Genomic DNA, 21,121 nt, shown 5'->3' with positions numbered 1-21,121 from the left:
CAGCCGGGCGGTGGGGCGGGCCGGCACGGTGAGCAGCACCGCGTCCGCCTCGACCGACTCCGGGTCGCGGGTCGGCCCGACGGTCAGCCGCCAGCCGCCGCCGACCGGGGTCAGCTCGCGGACCGCCGCGTTGCGGCGGATCGTCGCGCCGCTGGCCGTGGCCGCCGCCTCGACCAGGGTGCTCAGCCCGCCGTCCAGGGTGCCGAAGACCGGTGCGCCGGGGGCGCGGGGCGCGGCAGCCTGCGCGGCCCGGACCGCCCCAACCAGGGTGTGTTCCACCCGCGCCGCGCGGGCCAACGCCGGCATGGTGGTGACCAGGGACAGGTCGTCGGCCCGCCCGGCGTAGACGCCCCCGAGCATCGGGTCGACCAGCCGCTGCACCACCTGCTCGCCGAACCGGGCCCGGACCAGCGCGCCGACCGAGACGTCCTGGTCCGCGTCGAGCAGCGGCCGGCCGCCGTCGCGGTCGGCGTCCGCCGTGGGCTCGGCGACCGTCGCCACCGCCGCCAGATCCCCGGGTACGCCGACCAGCGTGCCGCCGGGGATCGGGCGCAGCCCGCCGTCGACGACGAGCGCCGCCTGCCCGACGGTGGGGTGCACGATCCGCCCGGCCAGGCCGAGCCGGCGGGCCAGGGCCACCGCGGCGGACTCGCCCCCGGCCGGGTCCCGCATCAGGAACGACTCCGCGCCGAACTCCACCGGCCGGCCGGCCAGCTCACCGGTGCGCAGCTTGCCACCGAGCGCGCCGGACTGCTCGTACACGGTGATCTCGGTGTCGGCGGGGGCGCGGTCGCGCAGCCGGACCGCGGCGGCCAGGCCGGTGATCCCGCCACCGACCACCGCCACCCGCCACGGCCGCGCCCGCACCGCTCAGCCCTGCTCGTCCCGGCGCGCGGACACCTCGTGCACCAGCGCGACCACCCGGGTCAGCACCTCGGGGTCGGTCTCCGGCAGCACGCCGTGACCGAGGTTGAACACGTGTCCGGGGGCGGCCCGGCCCTGCTCGACGATCCGCCGCACCTCGGCCTCGATCACCGGCCAGGGGGCGAACAGCACGGTCGGGTCGAGGTTGCCCTGCACGGCCCGGTCCGGACCGATCCGGCGGGTCGCCACGTCCAGCGGGGTACGCCAGTCGACGCCGACCACGTCGGCCCCGGCCTCCCCCATCGCGCCGAGCAGTTCGGCGGTGCCCACCCCGAAGTGGATCCGGGGCACCCCCGCGTCGGCCAGGCCGGACAGCACGGCGGTGGAGTGCGGCAGGACGAAGCGGCGGTAGTCGGCCTCCGACAGGGCCCCGGCCCAGGAGTCGAAGAGCTGCACGGCGGAGACCCCGGCGTCGACCTGCACCCGCAGGAACGCCAGGGTGACCTCGGCGAGCCGGGCGCAGAGCGCGTGCCACAGCTCGGGCTGGCCGTACATCATCGCCTTGGTCCTGGCGTGGGTCCGCGAGGGCCCGCCCTCGACCAGGTAGCTGGCCAGGGTGAACGGCGCGCCCGCGAAGCCGATCAGCGGGGTGTCGCCCAGCTCGGCGACGAGCAGCCGGACCGCTTCGTCCACGTAGGACACGTCGGTGCGGTCGAGGCGGCGGACCCGCTCGACGTCGGCGACGGTGCGCACCGGCTCGGCCACCACCGGCCCGGTGCCGGCGACGATGTCCAGGTCGACGCCGGCCGCGGCGACCGGGACGACGATGTCGCTGAACAGGATCGCCGCGTCGACGCCGTGCCGGCGGACCGGTTGGAGGGTGATCTCGGTGACCAGGTCCGGCCGGCGGCAGGAGTCGAGCATCCCCACGTTGGCCCGGATCTCCCGGTATTCCGGCAGGGACCGGCCGGCCTGGCGCATGAACCAGACCGGGGTGTGCGGGACGGACTCCCGGCGGCAGGCCCGGACGAAGGGCGAGTGGGCCGGCCCGCTGCGGCGGGATTCTCCGTCTCGGGCGGCGGTGCCCGTGGTGTCGGTGGTCATCGCGGCAATCGTGCCACGCACCCGCGCGGGCCCGACGGGCAGCGCCGCCATTTGTGACCCGCGCCCCCGGCGCGCGCCGGTCGGCGACGGGCCCGGGTGCACGGCCCGCGCCGGTCGACGGTGGCCGGGTGCCCGTCCCGCCCGGCCGACGTGGCCCGGGTGCACGGCCCGCCCGGCCGACGGTGCCGCGCGGACCACCGGAACGTCCCGGTCGGCGGCGGGACGCGGCACTTCGGCGTGCCGTCCCGGCGGGCGACGGCGTGTCGGCATAGGCTGCCGGTCATGGCCCCCCCGATCGCGCTCCCGGAGACGTTCGCCCGCGCGGTCGCCGGCCTGCGGTCGGTCACCCCCCGGGCGGAGATCGTCCTGGAGGAGGTCGGCGCGCCCCAGCGGCTCGCCCCCTACGCGTTCGCCCTCTCCGCCACCGTGCTGCGCGACGACGACGAGGTGGCCGACGGGCGGCTGATCCTGCTGCACGACCCGGCCGGGCACGACGCCTGGCAGGGCACCCTGCGGCTGGTCACCTACGTGACCGCCGACCTGGAGGTCGACCTGGCCGCCGATCCGCTGCTGCCCGGGGTGGGCTGGACCTGGCTCACCGACGCGTTGGAGGCGCACCGGGCGTGCTACCGGGCGGCCGGTGGCACGGTCACCCAGACCGTGTCGACCCGGTTCGGCGACCTGGCCGGCCCGCCCGCCGCCGGGGACGTCGAGATCCGGGCGTCGTGGACGCCGCTCGGCGAGGACCTGGGCGCGCACCTGTCGGCGTGGTGCGCGCTGCTCGCCTCCACCGCGGGGCTGCCGCCGCCCGGCGTCACCGCGCTCACCGACCGCCGGCCGGCCGGCGCGGCCTGACCACCGGCCGCTCCGCCGGTAGCGGCGCGACACGCCCGGAGCACAAGCGGATGTCCCCGACGCCCCGGGGACGTCCCGCCCGACGCGGAATGTCTCACCCGCGAGGTGGCCGTCCCCACCGCCCGGACCCCTGCCGGACACCGGGACGACACACACCGGACCGCCTGCGCACACCATGTCGCCCGGGCGCACTAGGGTTGCCAGGTGACCGACGAACCACCCCTGCGCCGTCGGGCCGCCGAAAGCCGTACGGCAGACGTTCCGCCCCCGGCCGTCGCGGAGCCGGCGGACGCGGGCACCGAGCAGCCCTCCGGCGGGCCCGTACCGCTGACCGCGCCCCGCGACGGCACCCCCCAGCCGGTGGCCACCCCCGCCGAGCTGGACGAGGTCGTGGCCCGCTTCGCGGCGGGCACCGGCCCGGTGGCCCTGGACGCCGAGCGGGCCTCCGGATACCGCTACAGCCAGCGGGCCTACCTGGTGCAGCTGCGCCGGGAGGGGGCCGGCACCACGCTGATCGACCCGCTGCCACTGCCCGACCTGACCGCCCTCGACGAGGCGATCGGCGACGCCGAATGGGTGCTGCACGCCGCCAGCCAGGATCTGGCCTGCCTGGCCGAGCTGGGGTTGCGTCCGCGCCGGTTGTTCGACACCGAGCTGGCCGCGCGGCTCGCCGGCTTCGAGCGGGTCGGCCTGGCCGCGCTGACCGAGCAGTTGCTCGGCTACACCCTGGAGAAGCACCACTCGGCGGCCGACTGGTCCAGCCGTCCGCTGCCCGAGTCCTGGCTGACCTACGCGGCGCTGGACGTGGAGATGCTCGTCGACCTGCGCGACGCGTTGGACGCGGAGCTCCAGGCGCAGGGCAAGTCGGCGTGGGCGGCGGAGGAGTTCGCCGCGCTGATCACCTGGGCCACCCGGCCGCCCCGGGTGCGGGCGGAGCCGTGGCGGCGGACCTCCGGCATCCACCGGGTCCGGGGGGCGCGGGCGCAGGCCCGGGTCCGGGCCCTGTGGTACGCCCGGGACCAGATCGCCGTGCGCCGCGACGCCGCTCCGGGCCGGGTGCTGCCCGACTCGGCGATCATCGCCGCCGCCGAGCTGGACCCGAAGGACGAGAAGACGCTGCTGACCCTGCCCGGGTTCGGCGGCCGGTCGGTGCGCCGGCTGGCCCGGTCCTGGCTGACGGCGCTCGACGAGGCCCGCCAGTTGGCCGACGACGCGTTGCCGGTCACCCCGACGGTGGAGGGGCCGCCCCCGCCGCACCGGTGGGCGGAGCGCGACCCGGTGGCCGCCGGGCGGCTGGCGCGCTGCCGGGAGGTGGTGGTCCGCGTCGCCGGTGAGCACCGGCTCCCGCCGGAGAACCTGATCACCCCGGACTCGGTCCGTCGGCTGGCCTGGCAGCCGCCCGACGAGATCACCGTGGACACCGTCACCGAGGTGCTGCGCGGCTACGGCGCGCGCCAGTGGCAGCTCTCGCTCCTGCTGCCCGCGCTCGCCGAGGCACTGCTGCCCGTGCCCCGGGCCTGAGCCACCGCCCCGCCCGCCGGGGACCCGGGTGCGCCGTCACCACCGGCGCACCCGGTCGGCGAGTGTGGGGTGGGCCACACCGGGGGTGGTGACGGCTATGGTTACTGGCGAGTAGCATTCCTCGGGAAACGCCAGTGCCGGCCGACCCTCACCCGGCCCGTGCCGCCCCCGCGGCGCGTCGGCCGGGTCGTGGTCGATAAGGAGGCTCCAAGTGCCCCGAGAAGTTCGGGATGTCGTCTTCGTCGACGGTGTCCGCACCCCGTTCGGCAAGGCGGGTGGCATGTACGCCAACACCCGCGCCGACGACCTGGTCATCCGCTGCATCCGTGAGCTGCTGCGCCGCAATCCGCAGCTGCCCCCGGAGCGGGTCGAGGAGGTGGCAGTCGCCGCCACCACCCAGATCGGCGACCAGGGCCTCACCATCGGCCGCACCGCCGCCCTGCTGTCCGGCCTGCCCAAGACCGTCCCCGGCTTCTCCGTCGACCGGATGTGCGCCGGGGCGATGACCGCCGTCACCGCCGTCGCCGGTGGCATCGCGATGGGCGCGTACGACATCGCCATCGCCGGTGGTGTCGAGCACATGGGCCGGCACCCGATGGGCGAGGGCGTCGACCCCAACCCGCGGATCATCGCCGAGAAGCTGGTCGACCCGTCCGCCCTGGTGATGGGGGCCACCGCCGAGAACCTGCACGACCGGGTCCCGCACATCACCAAGGAGCGCACCGACGCGTTCGCGCTCGCCTCGCAGCTCAAGACCGCCAAGGCGTACGCCGACGGCAAGCTCCAGGCCGACCTGGTGCCGGTCGCGATCCGCGACGCCGACGGCGGCTGGGGCCTCGCCACCGCCGACGAGGCGCCCCGGGAGACCTCGCTTGAGAAGCTGGCCACCCTGAAGACCCCGTTCCGCCCGCACGGCAAGGTCACCGCCGGCAACGCGGCCGGCCTCAACGACGGTGCCACCGCCAGCCTGCTCGCCGACGAGGCCACCGCCCGTGAGCTGGGCCTGCCGGTCGCGATGCGGCTGGTGTCGTACGGCTACGTCGGCGTCGAGCCCGAGGTGATGGGCGTCGGCCCGATCCCGTCGACCGAGAAGGCACTGCGCATCGCCGGCCTGAGCATCGACGACATCGGCCTGTTCGAACTGAACGAGGCGTTCGCCGTGCAGGTGCTCGCCTTCCTCGACCACTTCGGCATCGCCGACGACGACCCCCGGGTCAACCCGTGGGGCGGCGCGATCGCCATCGGTCACCCGCTCGCCTCCTCCGGCGTACGGCTGATGACGCAGCTCGCCAGGCAGTTCGCCGAGCACCCCGAGGTGCGCTACGGCCTCACCGCCATGTGCATCGGCATCGGCATGGGCGGCACGGTCATCTGGGAGAACCCGAACTGGGAGGGTGCAGACAAATGAGCCTCAGCGCACCGAACGAGGTCGTCACCCGGGCGCTGCTGCGTCAGGTGAACGTACCCGGGCTGGACCGGCCCGCCGCCCTGATCACCCTGGACAACGGCCTCGACCACACCAAGCCGAACACCTTCGGCCCGGCCGGCCTGGCCAGCCTCGACGAGGCGATCAGCGCCGCCCTGGCCGCGGAGCCGGCGTTCGTCGCGGTCACCGGCAAGCCGTACATCTTCTGCGTGGGCGCGGACATCACCAGCCTGCCCGCGCTGGCCGACCGGGAGCAGGCGCTGGAGATCGGCCGGCTCGGCCACCGGGTCTTCGCCCGGCTCAGGGACAGCGCCGTACCCACCTTCGCCTTCGTCAACGGCGCGGCGATGGGCGGCGGACTGGAACTGGCCCTGCACTGCCACTACCGGACGCTGTCCGGCGGCGCGGCGGCGTTGGCCCTGCCCGAGGTGTCGCTGGGGCTGGTGCCCGGCTGGGGTGGCACCCAACTGCTGCCGAACCTGATCGGCATCCCCGCCGCCACCCAGGTGATCCTGCAGAACCCGCTGATGCAGAACAAGATGCTCAAGCCGAAGCAGGCCGCCGAGATGGGCATCGCGGACGTGCTGCTGGAGCCGGCAGACTTCTTGGAGCGGTCGCTGGAATGGGCCGCCGGGGTGGTCCGGGGCGAGGTCACCGTCACCCGGCCCGAGGTCGACCGGGACATGTGGGCGGGCGTGCTCTACTTCGCCCGGCAGACCCTCGATGCGCGGCTGCACGGCGCGGTCCCGGCCGCCTACAAGGCGCTGGACCTGCTGGAGACGGCGAAGGACGCCGACTTCGCCACCGGCACCGCCGCCGAGGACGAGGCGCTGGCCGACCTGATCTTCTCGGAGGAGCTGCGCAGCGGTCTGTACGCCTTCGACCTGGTGCAGCGGCGGGCCAAGCGGCCGGCCGGCGCGCCGGACAAGGGCCTGGCCCGGCCGGTCACCAAGGTCGGCATCGTCGGCGCCGGCCTGATGGCCAGCCAGCTCGCCCTGCTGTTCGCCCGCCGCCTCCAGGTGCCGGTCGTGCTGACCGACCTCGACCAGTCCCGGGTCGACAAGGGTGTCGGCTACGTGCACACCCAGATCGAGAAGGCCGTCAGCAAGGGCCGGATGGACAAGGGCACCGCCGCCAAGCTGTACGGCCTGGTCTCGGGCTCGGTCGACAAGTCCGTCTTCGCCGACGCCGACTTCGTCATCGAGGCCGTCTTCGAGGACCTGGACGTCAAGAAGCAGGTCTGGGCCGAGCTGGAGAAGATCGTCGCGCCGGAGGCGGTGCTCGCCACCAACACCTCCTCGCTGTCGATCACCGCGATGGCCGCCGAGCTGGAGCACCCGCAGCGGCTGGTCGGCTTCCACTTCTTCAATCCGGTGGCGGTGCTGCCGCTGCTGGAGATCGTCCGGGGCGAGCGGACCGACGACGCCACCCTGGCCACCGCGTTCGCCGTGGGCAAGCAGTTGAAGAAGTCCTCGGTGCTGGTCTCCGACGCCCCGGCGTTCGTGGTCAACCGGCTGCTCACCCGCTTCCTGGGCACCGTGTTCGCCGCCGTCGACGCGGGCACCCCGCTCGACGTGGCGGACAGCGCGCTGGACCCGCTGGGGCTGCCGATGCGCCCGCTCGCCCTGCTCCAGCTGGTCGGGCCGGCGGTGGCGTACCACGTGGGCGGCACCCTGCACGCGGCGTACCCGGACCGGTTCGACGTCAGCGAGAATCTCCGTCGGATCGCCGACTCGGGTCAGCCGATCGTCGTCGAGGACCGAATCAACGACGAGGTGGCCAAGCTGCTCGTCGTCGGGGACCAGCCACTCACCGCCGAGCAGGTCCGGCAGAACGCCCTCGACGCGCTGGCGCAGGAGATCCGGCTGATGCTCGACGAGGGCGTCGTCGCCGAGGCGCAGGACATCGACCTGTGCATGATCCTCGGTGCCGGTTGGCCGTTCCACCTGGGCGGGATCACCCCGTACCTGGACCGGACCGGCACCTCCGAGCGGGTCACCGGGCGGCGTTTCCTGCCACGTGGGGCCGCCAGCCTGCGCGCCTGAACCATCCCCGCTCCCCCGCCGATCGCGGTGGCCGCCGATGTCCTCCCCCCGGGATATCGTGGCCACCGCGATCGTCGTTTGCGTACCCTCGTCAGACTCGGGGGGCTGCGCGGCCGGGCTCCGTCTGGCTACCATCACGCGTTCTCACCCTCGCCTGGAGCTGATCTGATGACCTCACCGCCGGTCGATCCCTGGTCCGGGCAGCCGGAGCACGGCTCGCCCACCGGTCACTACTCCGACGGCCCTCCGGTGCCGCCCGAGGGCCCGCACACCCCGCCGCAGGGTGGCGGCTGGCCCACCACGCCGTACCCGTCGGGATCGCAGCCCGGCGGATGGCCCGCCGATCCGCAGTCGGGCCCGCCGGCCGACGCCTACCCCGGCCCGCAGTACGGCGGCTGGCCGCAGTCCGACCCGGCGCAGGGCGGCTACCCCGGTGCCCCGCACTCCGGGCCGCCCGCCACCCCGCCGTCGGGCTACCCCGGCGCCCCCCACTCCGGGCCGCCCGCCACCCCACCGTCCGGCTATCCGGGTGCCCCGCAGCCCGGCTATCAGGCGGCCCCGCAGCCCGGCTACCCGGGCGCGGCCCCGTCCGGCTATCCCGGCACCCCGCAGCCCGGTTATCCCGGCCCGCAACCGGGCTACCCGGGTGCCGCCGGGTCGGGCGGCTACCCCGACCCGGCCGCGCAGCGGTACGCCGGCTTCGGCGGCGCGCCGTTCAGCTCCCCGCCGGGCCCCCCGCACGCCCCCGCGCCCCAGCGGTCGAAGCTGCCGCTGCTGCTGTCGCTGGGGCTCGCCGGGCTCCTGGTGCTCTGCCTCGGCGGCGGCGGCCTCACCTGGGTCGCCCTGAGCGACGACGACGACCCGAAGACGCCGACCCCGTCGCCGACGCCCACCGCGGTCACGTCGCCCACCCCGAGCCCCACCCCTGTCGAGACCGACAGCCCGACCCCCGAGCCGACCCCCACCGAGAGCGCCGACGACCCGGGCCCGATCCGGCTGGTGACCCCGTCGACCCTCGGTGGCCGGTCCAAGAGCACCGACCCGGAGCTGCGCCGGATCGCCGACCAGATGGTCCGCGACATGAAGTCCGAGGTCCGCAACGAGACGGGCGCGGTGAGCGCGTTCTACGGCAGCGCGTCCAGCAAGAACATGGTGATGATGGCCGGTGCGTCCGGCCCGGTCATCCTGCCCGAGCAGGAGCTGGACGACGCGGTCAAGGGGCTGGGCAGCTCGCTCTCGGTCACCAAGATGTCCACCATCGACCCGGGCCCGCTGGGCGGGGTCGCGAAGTGCGGTGACGGCAAGGCGTCCGGCATCGCGCTCGGCGTCTGCGTCTGGGCCGACCACGGCAGCGTCGGCATGATCGTCATGTACTTCTCCTCGGCGGCCAAGGCGAAGTCCGAGTTCGTCGCCATCCGGGGTCAGATCGAGAAGCGGGACTGATCCGCCAAGGGGCGGTCACGGGTCTACCGGACCTCGTGGCCGCCCCTGCGGCTGTCCGCGCCCACCGGCGGTGACCCGGGATGGACCGGGGCGACGACCCCGGGCGGACCGGTCGGGGGCGAGGGATGTCGGTCGGGCTGGCTAAGATCACCCGGCCTCAACAAACGATCTCTGGAGCCGATCTGATGTCCCAGCCCCCGACCACCCCTCCCGCCCACCAGCCGGACGGCGACGCGCCGCAGGGCGGATACCCGCAGCAGCCGGGCGGCGTCGGGGCGACCCCGTACGCCGCCGGGCCCGCACCGGCGAAGAAGCGGTCCGTCGGCAAGATCGTGCTGATCGTGCTGGCCGTGCTGCTGGTGCTCTGCCTCGGCGGCGCGGCGATCGCCGCCTTCGCCCACAAGGACGACGTCAAGGAGGCGGTGGACGCCGCCAACACGACCGTGTCCGCCCCCGCCACCCTGGCCGGCCGCCCGCAGGTCACCGAGCCGGGCCTGAAGGCGGTCGCCGACAGCCTGGTCACCGAGATGAAGAAGTCCGTGCAGAACGAGACGAGCACCGCAGGTGCCTTCTACGGTGACCCGGCCAAGCGGGACCTGCTGATGATCGCCGCCGCGTCCGGTGTGATGGTCGACCCCAAGAAGGAACTCGACGACGCCGTCAACGGCATCTCCAGCCAGCTCAACGTCACCAACATGGCGGCCGTCGACGCCGGCCCGCTCGGTGGCGACGCCAAGTGCGGCGACGGCAAGAGCGAGGGCGTCCCGCTGGGCGTCTGCATCTGGGCCGACCGGGGCAGCGTGGGCCTGATCGTCCAGTACTACAAGTCGGCCGCCGAGCTGAAGTCCGAGTTCGTCACCATGCGCGGGCAGATCGAGAAGAAGGGCTGACCCACCGGGGTCGCCCCGACGGGCCCCGTCCACCCCACGGTGGGCGGGGCCCGTCGGCGTCCAGGCCACGGCCCGCCGGCAGCTCAGCCGCGCCGACGGTCAGCCGGAGGTGGCGGTCAGCCGGAGGTGGCGGCCCGCTCGGCGGCGCTGCGCAGCACGCAGAACTCGTTGCCCTCCGGGTCGGCCAGCACCACCCAGCCGGTGCCGTCGGGCCGACGCTGGTCGTCGACCTGGACGGCACCGACGGCCAGCAGCCGCGCGACCTCCTCGTCCCGGGTCCGGTCGACCGGCTCCAGGTCGAGGTGCAGGCGGTTCTTCACCGACTTGCCCTCCGGCACGGCCAGGAAGAGCACCTCCGGCCCGCCCGGCGGCAGCAGCATCGCCTCCGGGTCACCGGGGTGGTCGTCGGGCTGGCGGGGGCACTCGAAGACCTGCGCCCAGAAACCGGCCAGGGCGTAGGTGTCGTGACAGTCGATACCGAGGTTGTGGATCCGTGCGCTCACGGGTCTGCCTTTCGCAGCAGTGGAACGCGCCCCGTGACGTGCGGTGTCAGCGGTGGGCAGGGCGGGGCGCGGGACAGGTCATGATGGACATCTACCGCACCCCCTCTCCTCGGACCGGGCCGACGGTGTGATCATTGCAGGCGTCCCGCCGGCCGGCAAGCCGGTTCAACCCGGAGTCTGGTCGGCCGAGGGCAGCGTGACGGTCACCTCCAGGCCCCCGCCCTTCTGCGCGGTGACCTGAACCGTGCCGCCGTGCGCGTCGCAGACCGCCCGGACGATCGACAGGCCCAGCCCGGAACCCCGGGCCCCGGTGCGTTCCCGCCCGCCCCGGCGGAACGGCTCGAACAGCCCCGGCACGTCGGCCTGGTCCACCTCAAAGCCGGTGTTGCGCACCACCAGCCAGGACGAGCGCCCGTCGGTGCCGGTACGCACCCAGAGCCGGCCGTGCAGGTGGTTGTAGCGCACCGCGTTCTCGATCAGGTTCCCGGCCAGCCGGTCCAGCAGGCCCGGGTCGCCGGTCACCGGGGCCGGCCGCAGTGAGGACTGCACCCGCAACCCGATCCGCTCCACCTCGCGGGACATGGCGGACAACGCGTTGGCGGTGCCGGTGGCCAGGTCACACTCCGTACGCCGGGACAGCAGCCGACCCTTCTGGGCCTCGCTACGGGCCAACACCAGCAGCGCGTCCACCAGACCGTTGGCGCGTTCCGAGGCGTCCCGGACCACGGTGGCCATCCGGCGGTACTCGGCGGCGTCCGCCTCGTCGTCGCTGAGCGTCACGTCGATCTCGGTACGCATCACCGCCAGCGGGGTGCGCAGCTCGTGCGAGGCGTTGGCGACGAAACGTTTCTGCGCCTCGAAGGCGGCGGTGATCCGGTCCAGCATCGCGTCGAAGGTCCGGGCCAGCTCGGCCACCTCGTCGTCCGCCCCGGACCAGCCGATCCGCTGGTCGAGCGTGGTCTCGCCGAGTCGACGCGCGGTCGCGGTGACCTGGTGCAGCGGGCGCAGCGTCCGGCCGGCCACCCAGTACGCCCCGGCCACCCCGACCACGCTGATCGCCAGCAGCGCCAGCAGGCCCTTGACCAGCAGCTCGTCAGAGGCGGCGTCGACCAGTTGCCGCTGCCACACCGCCGCGTCCAGCGACCGCCCGTCGGCCAGCAGCACGGTGGTGCCCGGCCGCAGCTCGTCGGTGGGCCGCAGCGCGTCACGCACCAGCAGCCAGGCCAACGTCACCAGGATCGCCCCGGCCCCGACCAGCAGCACCCCGTTGAGCAGCGTCAATCGTAACCGCAGGGTGGGCCGCGGCCGCCGGGTCACGACCGCACCCCGGGCCCCGGGCAGCCGCCCCGCCGTACCCGCCCGCTCATGTGCCGGCCTCGCTTCGCGACTGCGGGGCTCGCGACACCGGCCCGCTCCCCGCGTTCATGCGCCGACCGTCCGGTAGCCGGCACCGTGCACCGTCTCGATCAACGGTGGGTCGCCGAGCTTCTTGCGCAGGGTCCGCACGGTCACCCGGACGATGGTGGTGAACGGGTCGGTGTTGGCGTCCCAGACCCGCTCCAGCAGCTCCTCGCTGGAGACCACCGCGCCGCGCGCCTTGACCAGCTCGCTGAGCACCCCGAACTCCTTGTTGGTCAGGTCGACCGGGGCACCCGCCCGGGTGACCACCCGGCGGGCCGGGTCGAGCACCACGTCGCCCACCTGCAGCACCGGCGGGGCGGGCGGGGTGGCCCGCCGGCCCAGCGCCTGCACCCGGGCCACCAACTCGTCGAAGGCGAACGGCTTGGGCAGGTAGTCGTCCGCGCCGAGACCCAACCCCTGCACCCGGTCGGCGACGCTGTCGCTGGCGGTCAGCATCAGCACCCGGGTGAGGGTGCCGGAGGCGGCCAGCTCGGCGCAGATCTGGTCGCCGTGCATGCCGGGCAGGTCGCGGTCGAGGACCACCACGTCGTACCGGGTGACGAAGGCGGCCTCGTGGCCGGCGTCCCCGTCGTACGCCACGTCGACCGCCATGCCCCGCTTGCGCAGCCCCCGCACGATCGCGTCGGCGAGGTTCCGTTCGTCCTCGACCACCAGCACCCGCATTCCGACCTCCTCGCCGACCTGTCCGACAACCTAGCGCCGCCGGCCAAACGCCCGGCCGCAGGTGGGCCCCCCGACACCGTCAGTCCGGCATCCGCCACACACCGATGCTGTTGCGTTGCCGCCAGCAGACCAGCACCCCCTGGGTCCGTGAACAGGCCTCCCACCGGCCGGGCAGCACGTCCCGGACCCGCAGCGTGCCGTCGGTCGGGTCCAGCTCGGCCACCATCTGCCGGCCGCCGCCGACCGGCCGGACGACCAGCAGCGCGTCGGTGGGCGGCCACTGGTGGACCAACTCCCACCGGCCCAGCTCGGCCACGGACCGACCGGTCGCCGCGTCGAGCAGGGCCAGCCCCTGCTGCCCGTCGGCGCTGACCCCGACCATCCGGCCGGCGACCGACGCGACCGGGGCCCACCAGTCGGAGGTCCAGCGCACCCGACCGGTCACCGGATCGAGCACCCGGGTCCCGAACGGCTCCCCCAGGCAGACGGCGTCGCCGCAGGACCGGACGGACCAGCCGTCCGGCGTCGGCACCGGCGTGTCCCACCGTCGCCGGCCGGACGCCAGGTCGTAGCCGGCCAGCCGGCCCGGTTCCCCGTCGACCAGCAGCAGGTCACCGGTCGGTTGGGCCACGTGGTGATGGTCGCTGCGGGCGGGCGGCACCGGGAACGCGAGCCGAAGAACGCCGGTGTCGACGTCGTACGCCTCGGCCCGGCCGGCGCTGGTCACCACGACGAGTTCCGCGACGCCGCGCTCCCCCGGCCGGTAGCCGACGGTGGCCGCCCCGGCGGTGACCGTCCAGCGGGCCGCGCCGGTCGCCGGCTCGACCCCGCGTACCGCCACCCGGTCGACGTGCAGGTCCTCCAGCAGCAGCCCGCCGTCGGCGGTCGGCACCGCCACCCCGGGCTGGCGCCACCGGGCCCGCCCGTCGACGTGGTCGAGCACCATGGAGACCGGTTCGCCGCCGGGGTCGGTGGTGACCACCACGTCGTCGCCGACCCCCTCCAGCACCACCAGTTGGTGCCGGGGCGACAGCGACGTCTCCCAGCGGACCCGCCCGTCGGCCAGGTCGATCGCGGTGAGCTGCCGGCTGCCGGCCGGGGACAGCGCCGACGGGTAGGCGAGCACCAGCAGGCCCCCGACGATCAGGTGGCTGGGCTCCGGCACGTCCGGCACGGGCACCGGGGTCAACCGGGGCGGCCCGGGTGCCGCGCCGGCCAGGGTGAGCAACAGGAGCAGCGCGGTCAGGGCGACGGTCGCCGGGTGGCCGGCCGACCGCCGGCCCCGGGGTCGGCGGGCCGGCGGGGGCGGCGGCTCGTCGTGGTGACCGACCTCACCCAGGTCGATCACCGTCACCGGGGCACCCGCCAGACCCCGAACCTGCCGTCCGTCAGCCGGCACAGCAGAAGCTGCGCGTCGCTCTGACAGTCGCCGGAGACGGCCGGCAGCACGTCGCGCACCCGGGCCCGTGCGGCGGCCACGTCCAGCTCGGCGACCAGCATTCGGCCCTCGCCGGCCGGGCGTAACCCGATCACCGGCCCGTCGGGGCTGTTCGACGCGGCGAGATGCCAGACGTCCAGTTCGGCGGCGACCCGCCCGGAGGCGACGTCGAGCACCACCATCGGGTGCCAGATGCCCCGGCCCAGGGCGCTCGCCAGCATCCGGCCGCCGCGTTCGGTCCCGGAGAGCCGCCACCGGTTGTCGCGCCACACCGTCCGGCCGGTCGCCGGGTCCAGCGCCCGCACCCCGCCGGCCTCGCCCTGCGCGCAGAGCAACGGTCCACACGCGACGAAGAACACCGGCGTCGTCAACGGCACCTCCCATCGGCGGTCCAGCCCGTCGAGGCCGAACCCGGTGAGTCGGCCGGAATTCCCCGCGAAGGCGAGCAGCAGGTCACCGACGACATCGAACCCGGTGTTCGACGGCGTTCCCTCGTGGTCGAGCGGTGCGGTGTGCAGGCGTACCCCGCGTCGGGCGTCCCAGACCTCGGCCGGGCCGTCCGGGCGCACCGTCACGATCCGGTCCACCCCGTCGGCCGCAGGACTGAACAGGACCATCCCGGACGGAACCGGGATCGACCAACGGTCCCGCCCGGTGCTCGGATCGACGGAGTTGATCGTCATGCGCCCGTCCGCGCCGTCCTCGAAGAGCAGGTCGGGGCCGGCGGACCGGCCCGACCCGGTCCGCTGCCACCGCACCCGGCCGGTGTCCCGGTCGTGGGCGAACGTCCGGTACTCCCCGTCCAGCCGGCCGGAGGAGCCGGTGAGCAGCAGCAGGTCGGCGTGCCGGCGCAGCTGCGCGGACCCGCTGACCACCGGCACCGGCATCCGCCACCGGCGTACCGGCCGTGCCCCGGCGGAGGTGGGGACGGTCCAGGCACTCAACCAGCCGGGAGCGGCGGCGGTGCCGCTGGGTTCGAGCAGGAAGACCTCCCCGTCGTAGAGCAGCGCCACCGTGCCGAGCGGGGCGGGGACCACGGCCGCCACCCGCTGTGCCACCGGCGCGGCGGCGGTCGACGCCAGCAGGGTGAACGCCAGCACCACCGCCAGCCGCAGTGGCCGGCCGACGGCCCGGGGCGCGGGACCGGACGGCGTTGGCAGCGGATCGTCGCGGAGTTCACCCAGATCGATGACCGTCACGCGCACCCTCTTTCGACCGCCATGCCCCGCCGACCGCCCGCCGGCGGACGCGCAGCGCCACGCACCGGGTCACCGGAGCGACCGGTCGTCGCCTGTACGATGGCCCGTCGTGGCCGTGCCGGTGGTAGATCCCTCGTTGAACCCGACGTCCGCGCGCGACGCGGTCGAGCCCGACGCGACCGACCCACCGGGGCGGCCCCGCCGACGGCCGGGCCGGGCCGACGTGCTCGCCATCGGAGCCTATGCGCTGATCGGCGTTCTCGTGTGCCTGAACTACTGGGTGGACGTGCAGCACCGGGTGTCGTCCCACCTGCCGACCGACCACAGCTGGTTCGAGTGGCTGTTCACCCATGGCGCGTACTCGGTGCGGCACCTGGAGAACCCGCTGTTCAGCGCCCGGCAGAACGCCCCGGACGGGGTGAACATGATGGCGAACACCTCGCTGCTGGGCATGACCATCCCGCTGGCCCCGGTCACGTGGCTGTTCGGCCCGCAGGTGACGTACGCGCTCTACCTGGGCGGGGCGCTCGCCGCGACGGCGGCCACCTCGTACTGGATGCTCTCCCGGCACCTGGTGCGCTCGCGGGCCGGCGCGTTCGTCGGCGGCGCGTTCCTCGGTTTCGCCCCGGGCATCGTGCACCACGCCAACGGGCAGCCCAACTTCGTCTCCAACTTCCTGCTGCCGGTGATCGTGACCCGGGTGCTGCTGCTGGGCCGGCCCGGCCGGTGGCGGCGCGACGGGCTGGTGCTGGGGCTGCTGGTGGCGTACCAGGTCTTCATCAACGAGGAGATGCTGCTGCTGACCGCGCTGGCCTGCCTGGTGGCGGTGGCGGCGTACGTGGTGCAGCGGCCCCGCGAGGCCCGCGCGCGAGCCGGCGGCTTCCTGGCCGCGCTCGGGGTCGGCGGCGGGCTGGCGCTGCTGCTCACCGCATACCCGATCTGGGACCAGTTCAACGGGCCGCAGTCCTACCGGGGCCTGCAGGGCGGGGTGTTCCACAACTGGGGCGAGGACCTGATGGCCTTCGTCACCTTCGCCCGGGACACGGTGGCCGGGGACGAGGCGGTCGAGAAGACCATCGGCCTGACCGAGCAGAACACCTGGTTCGGCTGGCCGCTGGTGCTGGTCGCGCTGGCCGCCCTGGTGCTGCTCTGGCGGCGGTCGCTGGCCGCCCGGATCGCCGGGGTGCTGGTGGTGGTCTTCACCGTCGCGGCGATCGGCCCCAAGGTCCGGTTCAACGGGGTGGAGACCACCGTGGACGGCCCGTGGGCGTACATCCCGGACGACCTGCCGCTGGTCGAGATGATGATGCCGACCCGGCTGACCCTGGTGGTGACCGGCGCGGTCGGCGTCCTGCTCGCGCTGGCCTGGGACGCGGTCGGCGGCCACGGCCGGTCCCGGGTGCCGACGCCGCGCGCCGCCGCCGACGACGCCACCGCCGCCGACAGCGCCGGGAAGGCCGCGCCGGCCCGCCGCCGGTGGGTCCGGCCGGTCGGGTACGCGGCGATCGCGCTGGCGGTACTGCCGCTGTTCCCCCGTCCGTTGCCCGCGCAGCACATCGACCTGCCGCCGCACTTCATCACCGCCGGCGGCTGGCGGCCGTACGTGCCGCAGGGGCGCACCCTGGTCCCGGTGCCGATCCCGAGCAACGTGCACGGCCTGTCCACGCTGCGCTGGAGCGCGCTGACCGGGCACGAGTTCCCGGTGCCGGGGGGCTACTTCATCGGCCCCAACGAGCTGGGCGAGGGCGTCTTCGGCGCGCCGAACCGACCCACCAGCACCCTGATCTACGCCACCATCGACGCCGGCACGGTGCCCGCGCTGACCGGGGAGAACCGCCGGCAGGCGGTGGAGGACCTGCGGTTCTGGCGGGCGTCGGTGGTGGTGCTGGGGGCCCATCCGCGCGAGGCGGTGCTGCGGGACCTGATGACCGGCCTGCTCGGCCCGGCGCAGCGGGTCGACGACGTCTGGCTCTGGGACGTCCGCCCCCTGGTCGACTGACCCGCCCGACCCGACGCGCAGCCCGACCCGGCCCGACGCGCAGCCCGGCCCGGCCGGACCGTGGTCCGGTCGGGCCGGACCGCAACGGTCAGGCGGTGCGGGCGGACAGCGGCCGGACGTCCCACACCCACACGTCGAGTTCCCGGCGGGCGGGGCCGACCAACTGCTCGACGGTCCGGCGCAGCGGCTCCGCGTTGTGCTGGCGCAGCGGCAGCACCAGCACGGCGGCGTTCCAGTGCCGCAGCTCGTCCAGGCTGCGGCGGCGCTGCCGGTCGTCCAGCTTGGTCGTCCGCCCGGTGGTGGCGACCTCGTCGAGGAGCTGCCCGATGCCGCTGGGCCGCCCACCGAACCGGCCCGGGTCGCCGGTGTTGCCGTTGCGCGGGGCAAGGAAGTAGCCCCCCGGGATCTTGAAGTCCAGGTTGGTGGCCGCCGCCCAGCGCATCCCGTGGGTGTTGCCCATGCTGGGCACGGGCACCGGCACCAGGGTCTGCCCGGGGCCCACATACTCCCGCCAGCGGTCGGCGGTGATGAAGTCCGGCACCGGCGGGCGGGAGGTCACCTTCAGCGGCATCGGCACGATCGGCAGCAGCGCCAGCACCAGGGCGGCCACCGTGACGGTCTTGGCGTGCTGCCACTGCGCGCCGCGCAGCGTCCAGGCCCGCTGCACCGCCAGCGCCAGCAGCATGCCGATCACCACGGAGGTGATCAGGGCGAACCGGGTGGGCACCACCGCGTCCAGCAGCGGCAGCCGCACCAGCAGCTCCCACGGCCCGGTGACCAGGTCCCGCCCCCACCAGGAGATCCGCTCGCCGAGGGAGAGCAGCGCGAAGAACGCGCCGGTGACGGCGAGCGCCCGGACGAGGCGTTCGCGGCGCAGCCAGAGCACGATGCCGACGGCGATCAGCGACAGGCTCCAGCCGAAGAAGGCGTTCTCCTCGGAGTAGTTCGGGGCCAGGTTGACGTTGGCCCGTTCGTTGCCGCCGAAGGTGGGTGAGCCGGGGGCGAAGAAGGCGGCGATGTCGTTGCCGTAGTCCTGCACCGCGTCGCTGAGCCCGTGGTACGCCATCGGCCCCGCGAACTGGATGTAGAGCGGGTACGCCAGCAGCGCCCCGGCCAGCACCGCGCACGCGGCCACCCCCTTGGCCAGGGGCCGCCACGCCGCCGACCAGAGCGCCGGGCGCTGGGCCACCATGGCGATCAGGAAGATGCCGCAGGCCAGGGCGGTGAAGAGCAGGATCTCCTCGTTGATGAACGCCTGCCCGGTGACCAGCACGGCGAGCAGCAGTCCGTCGCGTACCGGCCGGGTGGAACGGGTCAGCACCATCACCCGCCACACGATGAACGGCAGCAGGAACTGGCTGATGATGTTGGGGTGCCAGTTGGCGTGCGAGAGCATCGCCGGGGAGAACCCGCAGAACCAGCCGCCGACCGCCGCGGCGAACCGCCGCCGCACCAGGTGCCGGGACAGCACGTGGTACCAGGCGGCGGCGGTGCCGGCGAGGCCGAGGGTGACCAGCACCACGAAGGACACCGCCGGCCCGAACAGCAGGGTGACCGGCACCATCGGGATGCCCAGCGCCAGCACCGCCGTGTTGGCCATCAGGTTGACGCCGTCGGGGAAGTTGAACTGGTCGGTGTAGAACGGGAACTCCCCGTGCAGCACCACCCGCACCGAGTGGGCGAGGAAGAACTGCACCTGCGCCGGGTCGCTGCTGTAGAGCGAGGCCACCCGGCCCGCCGGGTCGGCCCAGATCCGGCTGGTCACCCAGAGCGCGACGAGCAGGAAGATGCCGTACACCACCAGGTCCTTGCGGCGGGCGGTCCAGCGCCAGCGCCGCCACCACGCGGCCGGCGTCGCGCCGTCACCGTCCGTGTCCGCAGCCACCCGCTCCGGTACGACCACCGCCGCCGCACCGTCGCCGCCGCCGCCCGGTGCCGTGGCCGCCCCGCCGGGTGCCGCTCCCACCGGCGGCGCGTCGACCGGCGGCGCCTCGACCGTCCGGTCCACGGGTGCCGGCACGTCGGTGAGGCGCAGGTCGGCAGGGGTGGGACGGGTCACGGGTGGGGGCGCGGTCGCGGTGGCCGTCGTGCCGCGGGCGGAGCCCCCGGAGTCGTCGGGGGCCGGTGCGGAGGCGCCACGGGGCTCGGCAGACGTCACAGTCGGCGGAGTCTACCGGAGCCGGGAAAAAGCCCGAAATTCACTGTGGTGTCCCTTGTGGCCATCGGGACACGGCTGCGGGGCGTCACCGGGCGTTGCGTACCATGTGGGCTTCCGACAACGACGGTGACGCGATCGGGGGCGTAGGGATGGCTTCGGTTCGCCGTCGCGGCACGACGCTCGCCGCGCTGCTCGCCCTGCTGCTGGTGGCCCCGGCGTGCGGCCCGGTCACCTCGCGTCAGGTCCACGAGCTGCGGGTCGGCTACGACAGCCTGGACGGCACCCGTGCGGTGTGGCCGCCGCGCGGAGCGCTCGCCGGGGACGCCGCGGCGACGGCGGCGGTGACCGAGGCGGTCCGCGCCTGGCGCTCCCCGATCGACGACCGGGTCCACCTGCCGTCGTCGGGGATCCTCTGGTCGGGTGCGGTCGACGGTGTGCCGCTGGCCCTGGTCGCCGCCGACGTGCCCGGGGAGAGCGCCTCATGGTTGCTCCAGCTCACCGGCCGTGACGGCCGGTACGAGGTGACCCGCGCGAGCGAGTACACCGACCCGGGTTACCTGGTCTACGCCGACGTCCTCCCGCTGCGCCTGCCGGACGGCCGGCGCTACCTGACCTCCGGCCGGGTGGAGCGGCTGCTCGGCCCGGACGGCCGGGCGCTGATGCTGACCGACGGGCTGACCGGCCCGGTGAAGGTGCCCGACTGCCGGGCGGTGCCGGTGACGGCCACCCTGCGGGCCACCGAGTCGCTGCCCCGGGGGCGGGCCGCCGACCGTCTGCTCGACCTGGGCGCAGCCACCGTCGACCCGAGGTATCCCCTGGTCCGCGACGACACCGGCTCCGGCCGGCGGGCCCTCGACGGGTTGGACACCTGCGTGCTGGCCGACGAGCAGGGGCCGTTCGGCAGCATCCCGCGCCGCATCGGCGACCGGGACGCTCCCCGGTCGGTGCCCGAGTCGTGGCCGATGGAGAAGGTGGCCGTCCGGGCCATCGGCGAGATGACGCTGGGTGGCGGGAACGACCCCGGCGACCTGGAGCAGCTCACCTGGGAGACCGACGCGGGGACGATGACCGCGGTGGTCTACCGTCCGGCCGGCGACGGCACCCCGGTGGTCTCCCCCGCCGACCGGTCCAACCCGCTCCAGACGTACGTGCTGCCGGTGCCGGGGCAGCCGCTGGTGGTGCTGACCTGGCGGGGCAACCGGGACGCCTCCCTGTCGGTGCCCCCGGGCACCCCCCGCCTGGTGGAACGTCCCGGCCTGGTGGTCGTCCCGATGCCCGCCTCCCGGCAGACCTTCAGCCTGGCCACCGCCGAAAAGACCTACTACCGCTCCGCCGGCGGCCGCTGACCCCCCACCCACCCCGCCCCGCCCTCCCCGACTCCCCGGATCGCCCCGATCGCTCCGACTCCCCGAATCGCCCCGGCTCCCCGGATCGCCCCGGTGATCAAGAGGTTTGCGTCACTGTGGCCGCTGCCGGTGACGCAAACCTCTTGATCACCGGGGTCAGCGGCGGCGGGCCGAGGGCGCGCGGCGGGCGGCGGGCCGAGGCCGAGGGTGGGCCGGGCGCGAGCCGGGGCAGGGGCGGTCACGGC

General features: G+C 74.7%; 16 protein-coding genes. 8 read left to right on the top strand and 8 right to left on the bottom strand.

The window, feature by feature from the left end:
* Positions 1-867 (bottom strand): protoporphyrinogen oxidase (gene hemG / locus ACOJTC_RS25120; RefSeq protein ID WP_420118736.1); only part of this gene is annotated, 867 nt, incomplete at its 3' end.
* A gap of 3 nt (positions 868-870) precedes the next feature.
* Positions 871-1,968 (bottom strand): uroporphyrinogen decarboxylase, encoded by a 1,098-nt coding sequence (hemE, locus tag ACOJTC_RS25115; protein WP_420118735.1) that lies wholly within the window; start codon positions 1,966-1,968, stop codon positions 871-873.
* Positions 1,969-2,250: 282 nt separating this feature from the next.
* Here hemE and ACOJTC_RS25110 point away from each other — a divergent pair, with 282 nt between their 5' ends.
* The 6 genes from ACOJTC_RS25110 to ACOJTC_RS25085 all read left to right on the top strand — a co-directional run bounded on the left by ACOJTC_RS25110 (position 2,251) and on the right by ACOJTC_RS25085 (position 10,148).
* Complete coding sequence (locus ACOJTC_RS25110) at positions 2,251-2,823, top strand: DUF3000 domain-containing protein (protein WP_204924000.1); 573 nt, start codon at positions 2,251-2,253, stop codon at positions 2,821-2,823.
* 204 nt (positions 2,824-3,027) lie between these two features.
* On the top strand, positions 3,028-4,344 hold the full coding sequence (locus ACOJTC_RS25105) for a ribonuclease D (protein WP_204923999.1): 1,317 nt from the start codon (positions 3,028-3,030) through the stop codon (positions 4,342-4,344).
* A gap of 211 nt (positions 4,345-4,555) precedes the next feature.
* On the top strand, positions 4,556-5,752 hold the full coding sequence (locus ACOJTC_RS25100; protein WP_204957046.1) for a thiolase family protein: 1,197 nt from the start codon (positions 4,556-4,558) through the stop codon (positions 5,750-5,752).
* Positions 5,749-7,815 carry a 3-hydroxyacyl-CoA dehydrogenase NAD-binding domain-containing protein gene (locus ACOJTC_RS25095; RefSeq protein WP_420118734.1) on the top strand — a complete coding sequence of 689 codons (2,067 nt, stop codon included), beginning with the start codon at positions 5,749-5,751 and terminating at the stop codon, positions 7,813-7,815. Before ACOJTC_RS25100 ends, ACOJTC_RS25095 begins: the two co-directional genes overlap by 4 nt.
* 168 nt (positions 7,816-7,983) lie before the next feature.
* Positions 7,984-9,258, top strand: coding sequence for a hypothetical protein (locus ACOJTC_RS25090; RefSeq protein WP_420118733.1), 1,275 nt, complete (start codon positions 7,984-7,986; stop codon positions 9,256-9,258).
* Between the two features lie 185 nt (positions 9,259-9,443).
* Entirely contained in the window at positions 9,444-10,148 is a 705-nt protein-coding gene (locus ACOJTC_RS25085) for a hypothetical protein (RefSeq protein WP_420118732.1), read from the top strand.
* Positions 10,149-10,264: 116 nt separating this feature from the next.
* Here ACOJTC_RS25085 and ACOJTC_RS25080 read toward each other — a convergent pair whose 3' ends face one another.
* From ACOJTC_RS25080 to ACOJTC_RS25060, 5 genes are all read right to left on the bottom strand, one after another.
* Complete coding sequence (locus ACOJTC_RS25080) at positions 10,265-10,651, bottom strand: VOC family protein (RefSeq protein WP_204923994.1); 387 nt, start codon at positions 10,649-10,651, stop codon at positions 10,265-10,267.
* Between the two features lie 165 nt (positions 10,652-10,816).
* Complete coding sequence (locus ACOJTC_RS25075; protein WP_420118731.1) at positions 10,817-11,968, bottom strand: sensor histidine kinase; 1,152 nt, start codon at positions 11,966-11,968, stop codon at positions 10,817-10,819.
* Positions 11,969-12,073: 105 nt separating this feature from the next.
* Positions 12,074-12,736, bottom strand: coding sequence for a response regulator transcription factor (locus ACOJTC_RS25070; RefSeq protein ID WP_204923992.1), 663 nt, complete (start codon positions 12,734-12,736; stop codon positions 12,074-12,076).
* Between the two features lie 79 nt (positions 12,737-12,815).
* The gene (locus ACOJTC_RS25065) at positions 12,816-14,090 is read right to left on the bottom strand and encodes a PQQ-binding-like beta-propeller repeat protein (protein WP_420118730.1); all 1,275 of its coding nucleotides are present in this window, start codon (positions 14,088-14,090) and stop codon (positions 12,816-12,818) included.
* Entirely contained in the window at positions 14,087-15,373 is a 1,287-nt protein-coding gene (locus ACOJTC_RS25060) for a PQQ-binding-like beta-propeller repeat protein (protein WP_420118729.1), read from the bottom strand. Before ACOJTC_RS25060 ends, ACOJTC_RS25065 begins: the two co-directional genes overlap by 4 nt.
* Before the next feature lie 121 nt (positions 15,374-15,494).
* Here ACOJTC_RS25060 and ACOJTC_RS25055 point away from each other — a divergent pair, with 121 nt between their 5' ends.
* A complete protein-coding gene (locus ACOJTC_RS25055) occupies positions 15,495-17,372 on the top strand; it encodes a hypothetical protein (protein WP_420118738.1) in 1,878 nt (625 codons plus the stop codon).
* A gap of 88 nt (positions 17,373-17,460) precedes the next feature.
* Here ACOJTC_RS25055 and ACOJTC_RS25050 read toward each other — a convergent pair whose 3' ends face one another.
* Positions 17,461-19,257, bottom strand: coding sequence for a hypothetical protein (locus ACOJTC_RS25050; RefSeq protein WP_420118737.1), 1,797 nt, complete (start codon positions 19,255-19,257; stop codon positions 17,461-17,463).
* A gap of 422 nt (positions 19,258-19,679) precedes the next feature.
* Between ACOJTC_RS25050 and ACOJTC_RS25045 the strand changes: the two genes are divergently transcribed.
* Positions 19,680-20,876 (top strand): hypothetical protein, encoded by a 1,197-nt coding sequence (locus ACOJTC_RS25045; protein WP_420118728.1) that lies wholly within the window; start codon positions 19,680-19,682, stop codon positions 20,874-20,876.
* The last annotated feature ends 245 nt before the right edge of the window (positions 20,877-21,121 follow it).

The sequence above is a fragment of the Micromonospora sp. genome (genome assembly GCF_048594385.1).
Taxonomy (GTDB): Bacteria; Actinomycetota; Actinomycetes; order Mycobacteriales; family Micromonosporaceae; genus Micromonospora; species Micromonospora wenchangensis.
This window is presented reverse-complemented; position numbering and strand designations above follow the sequence as displayed.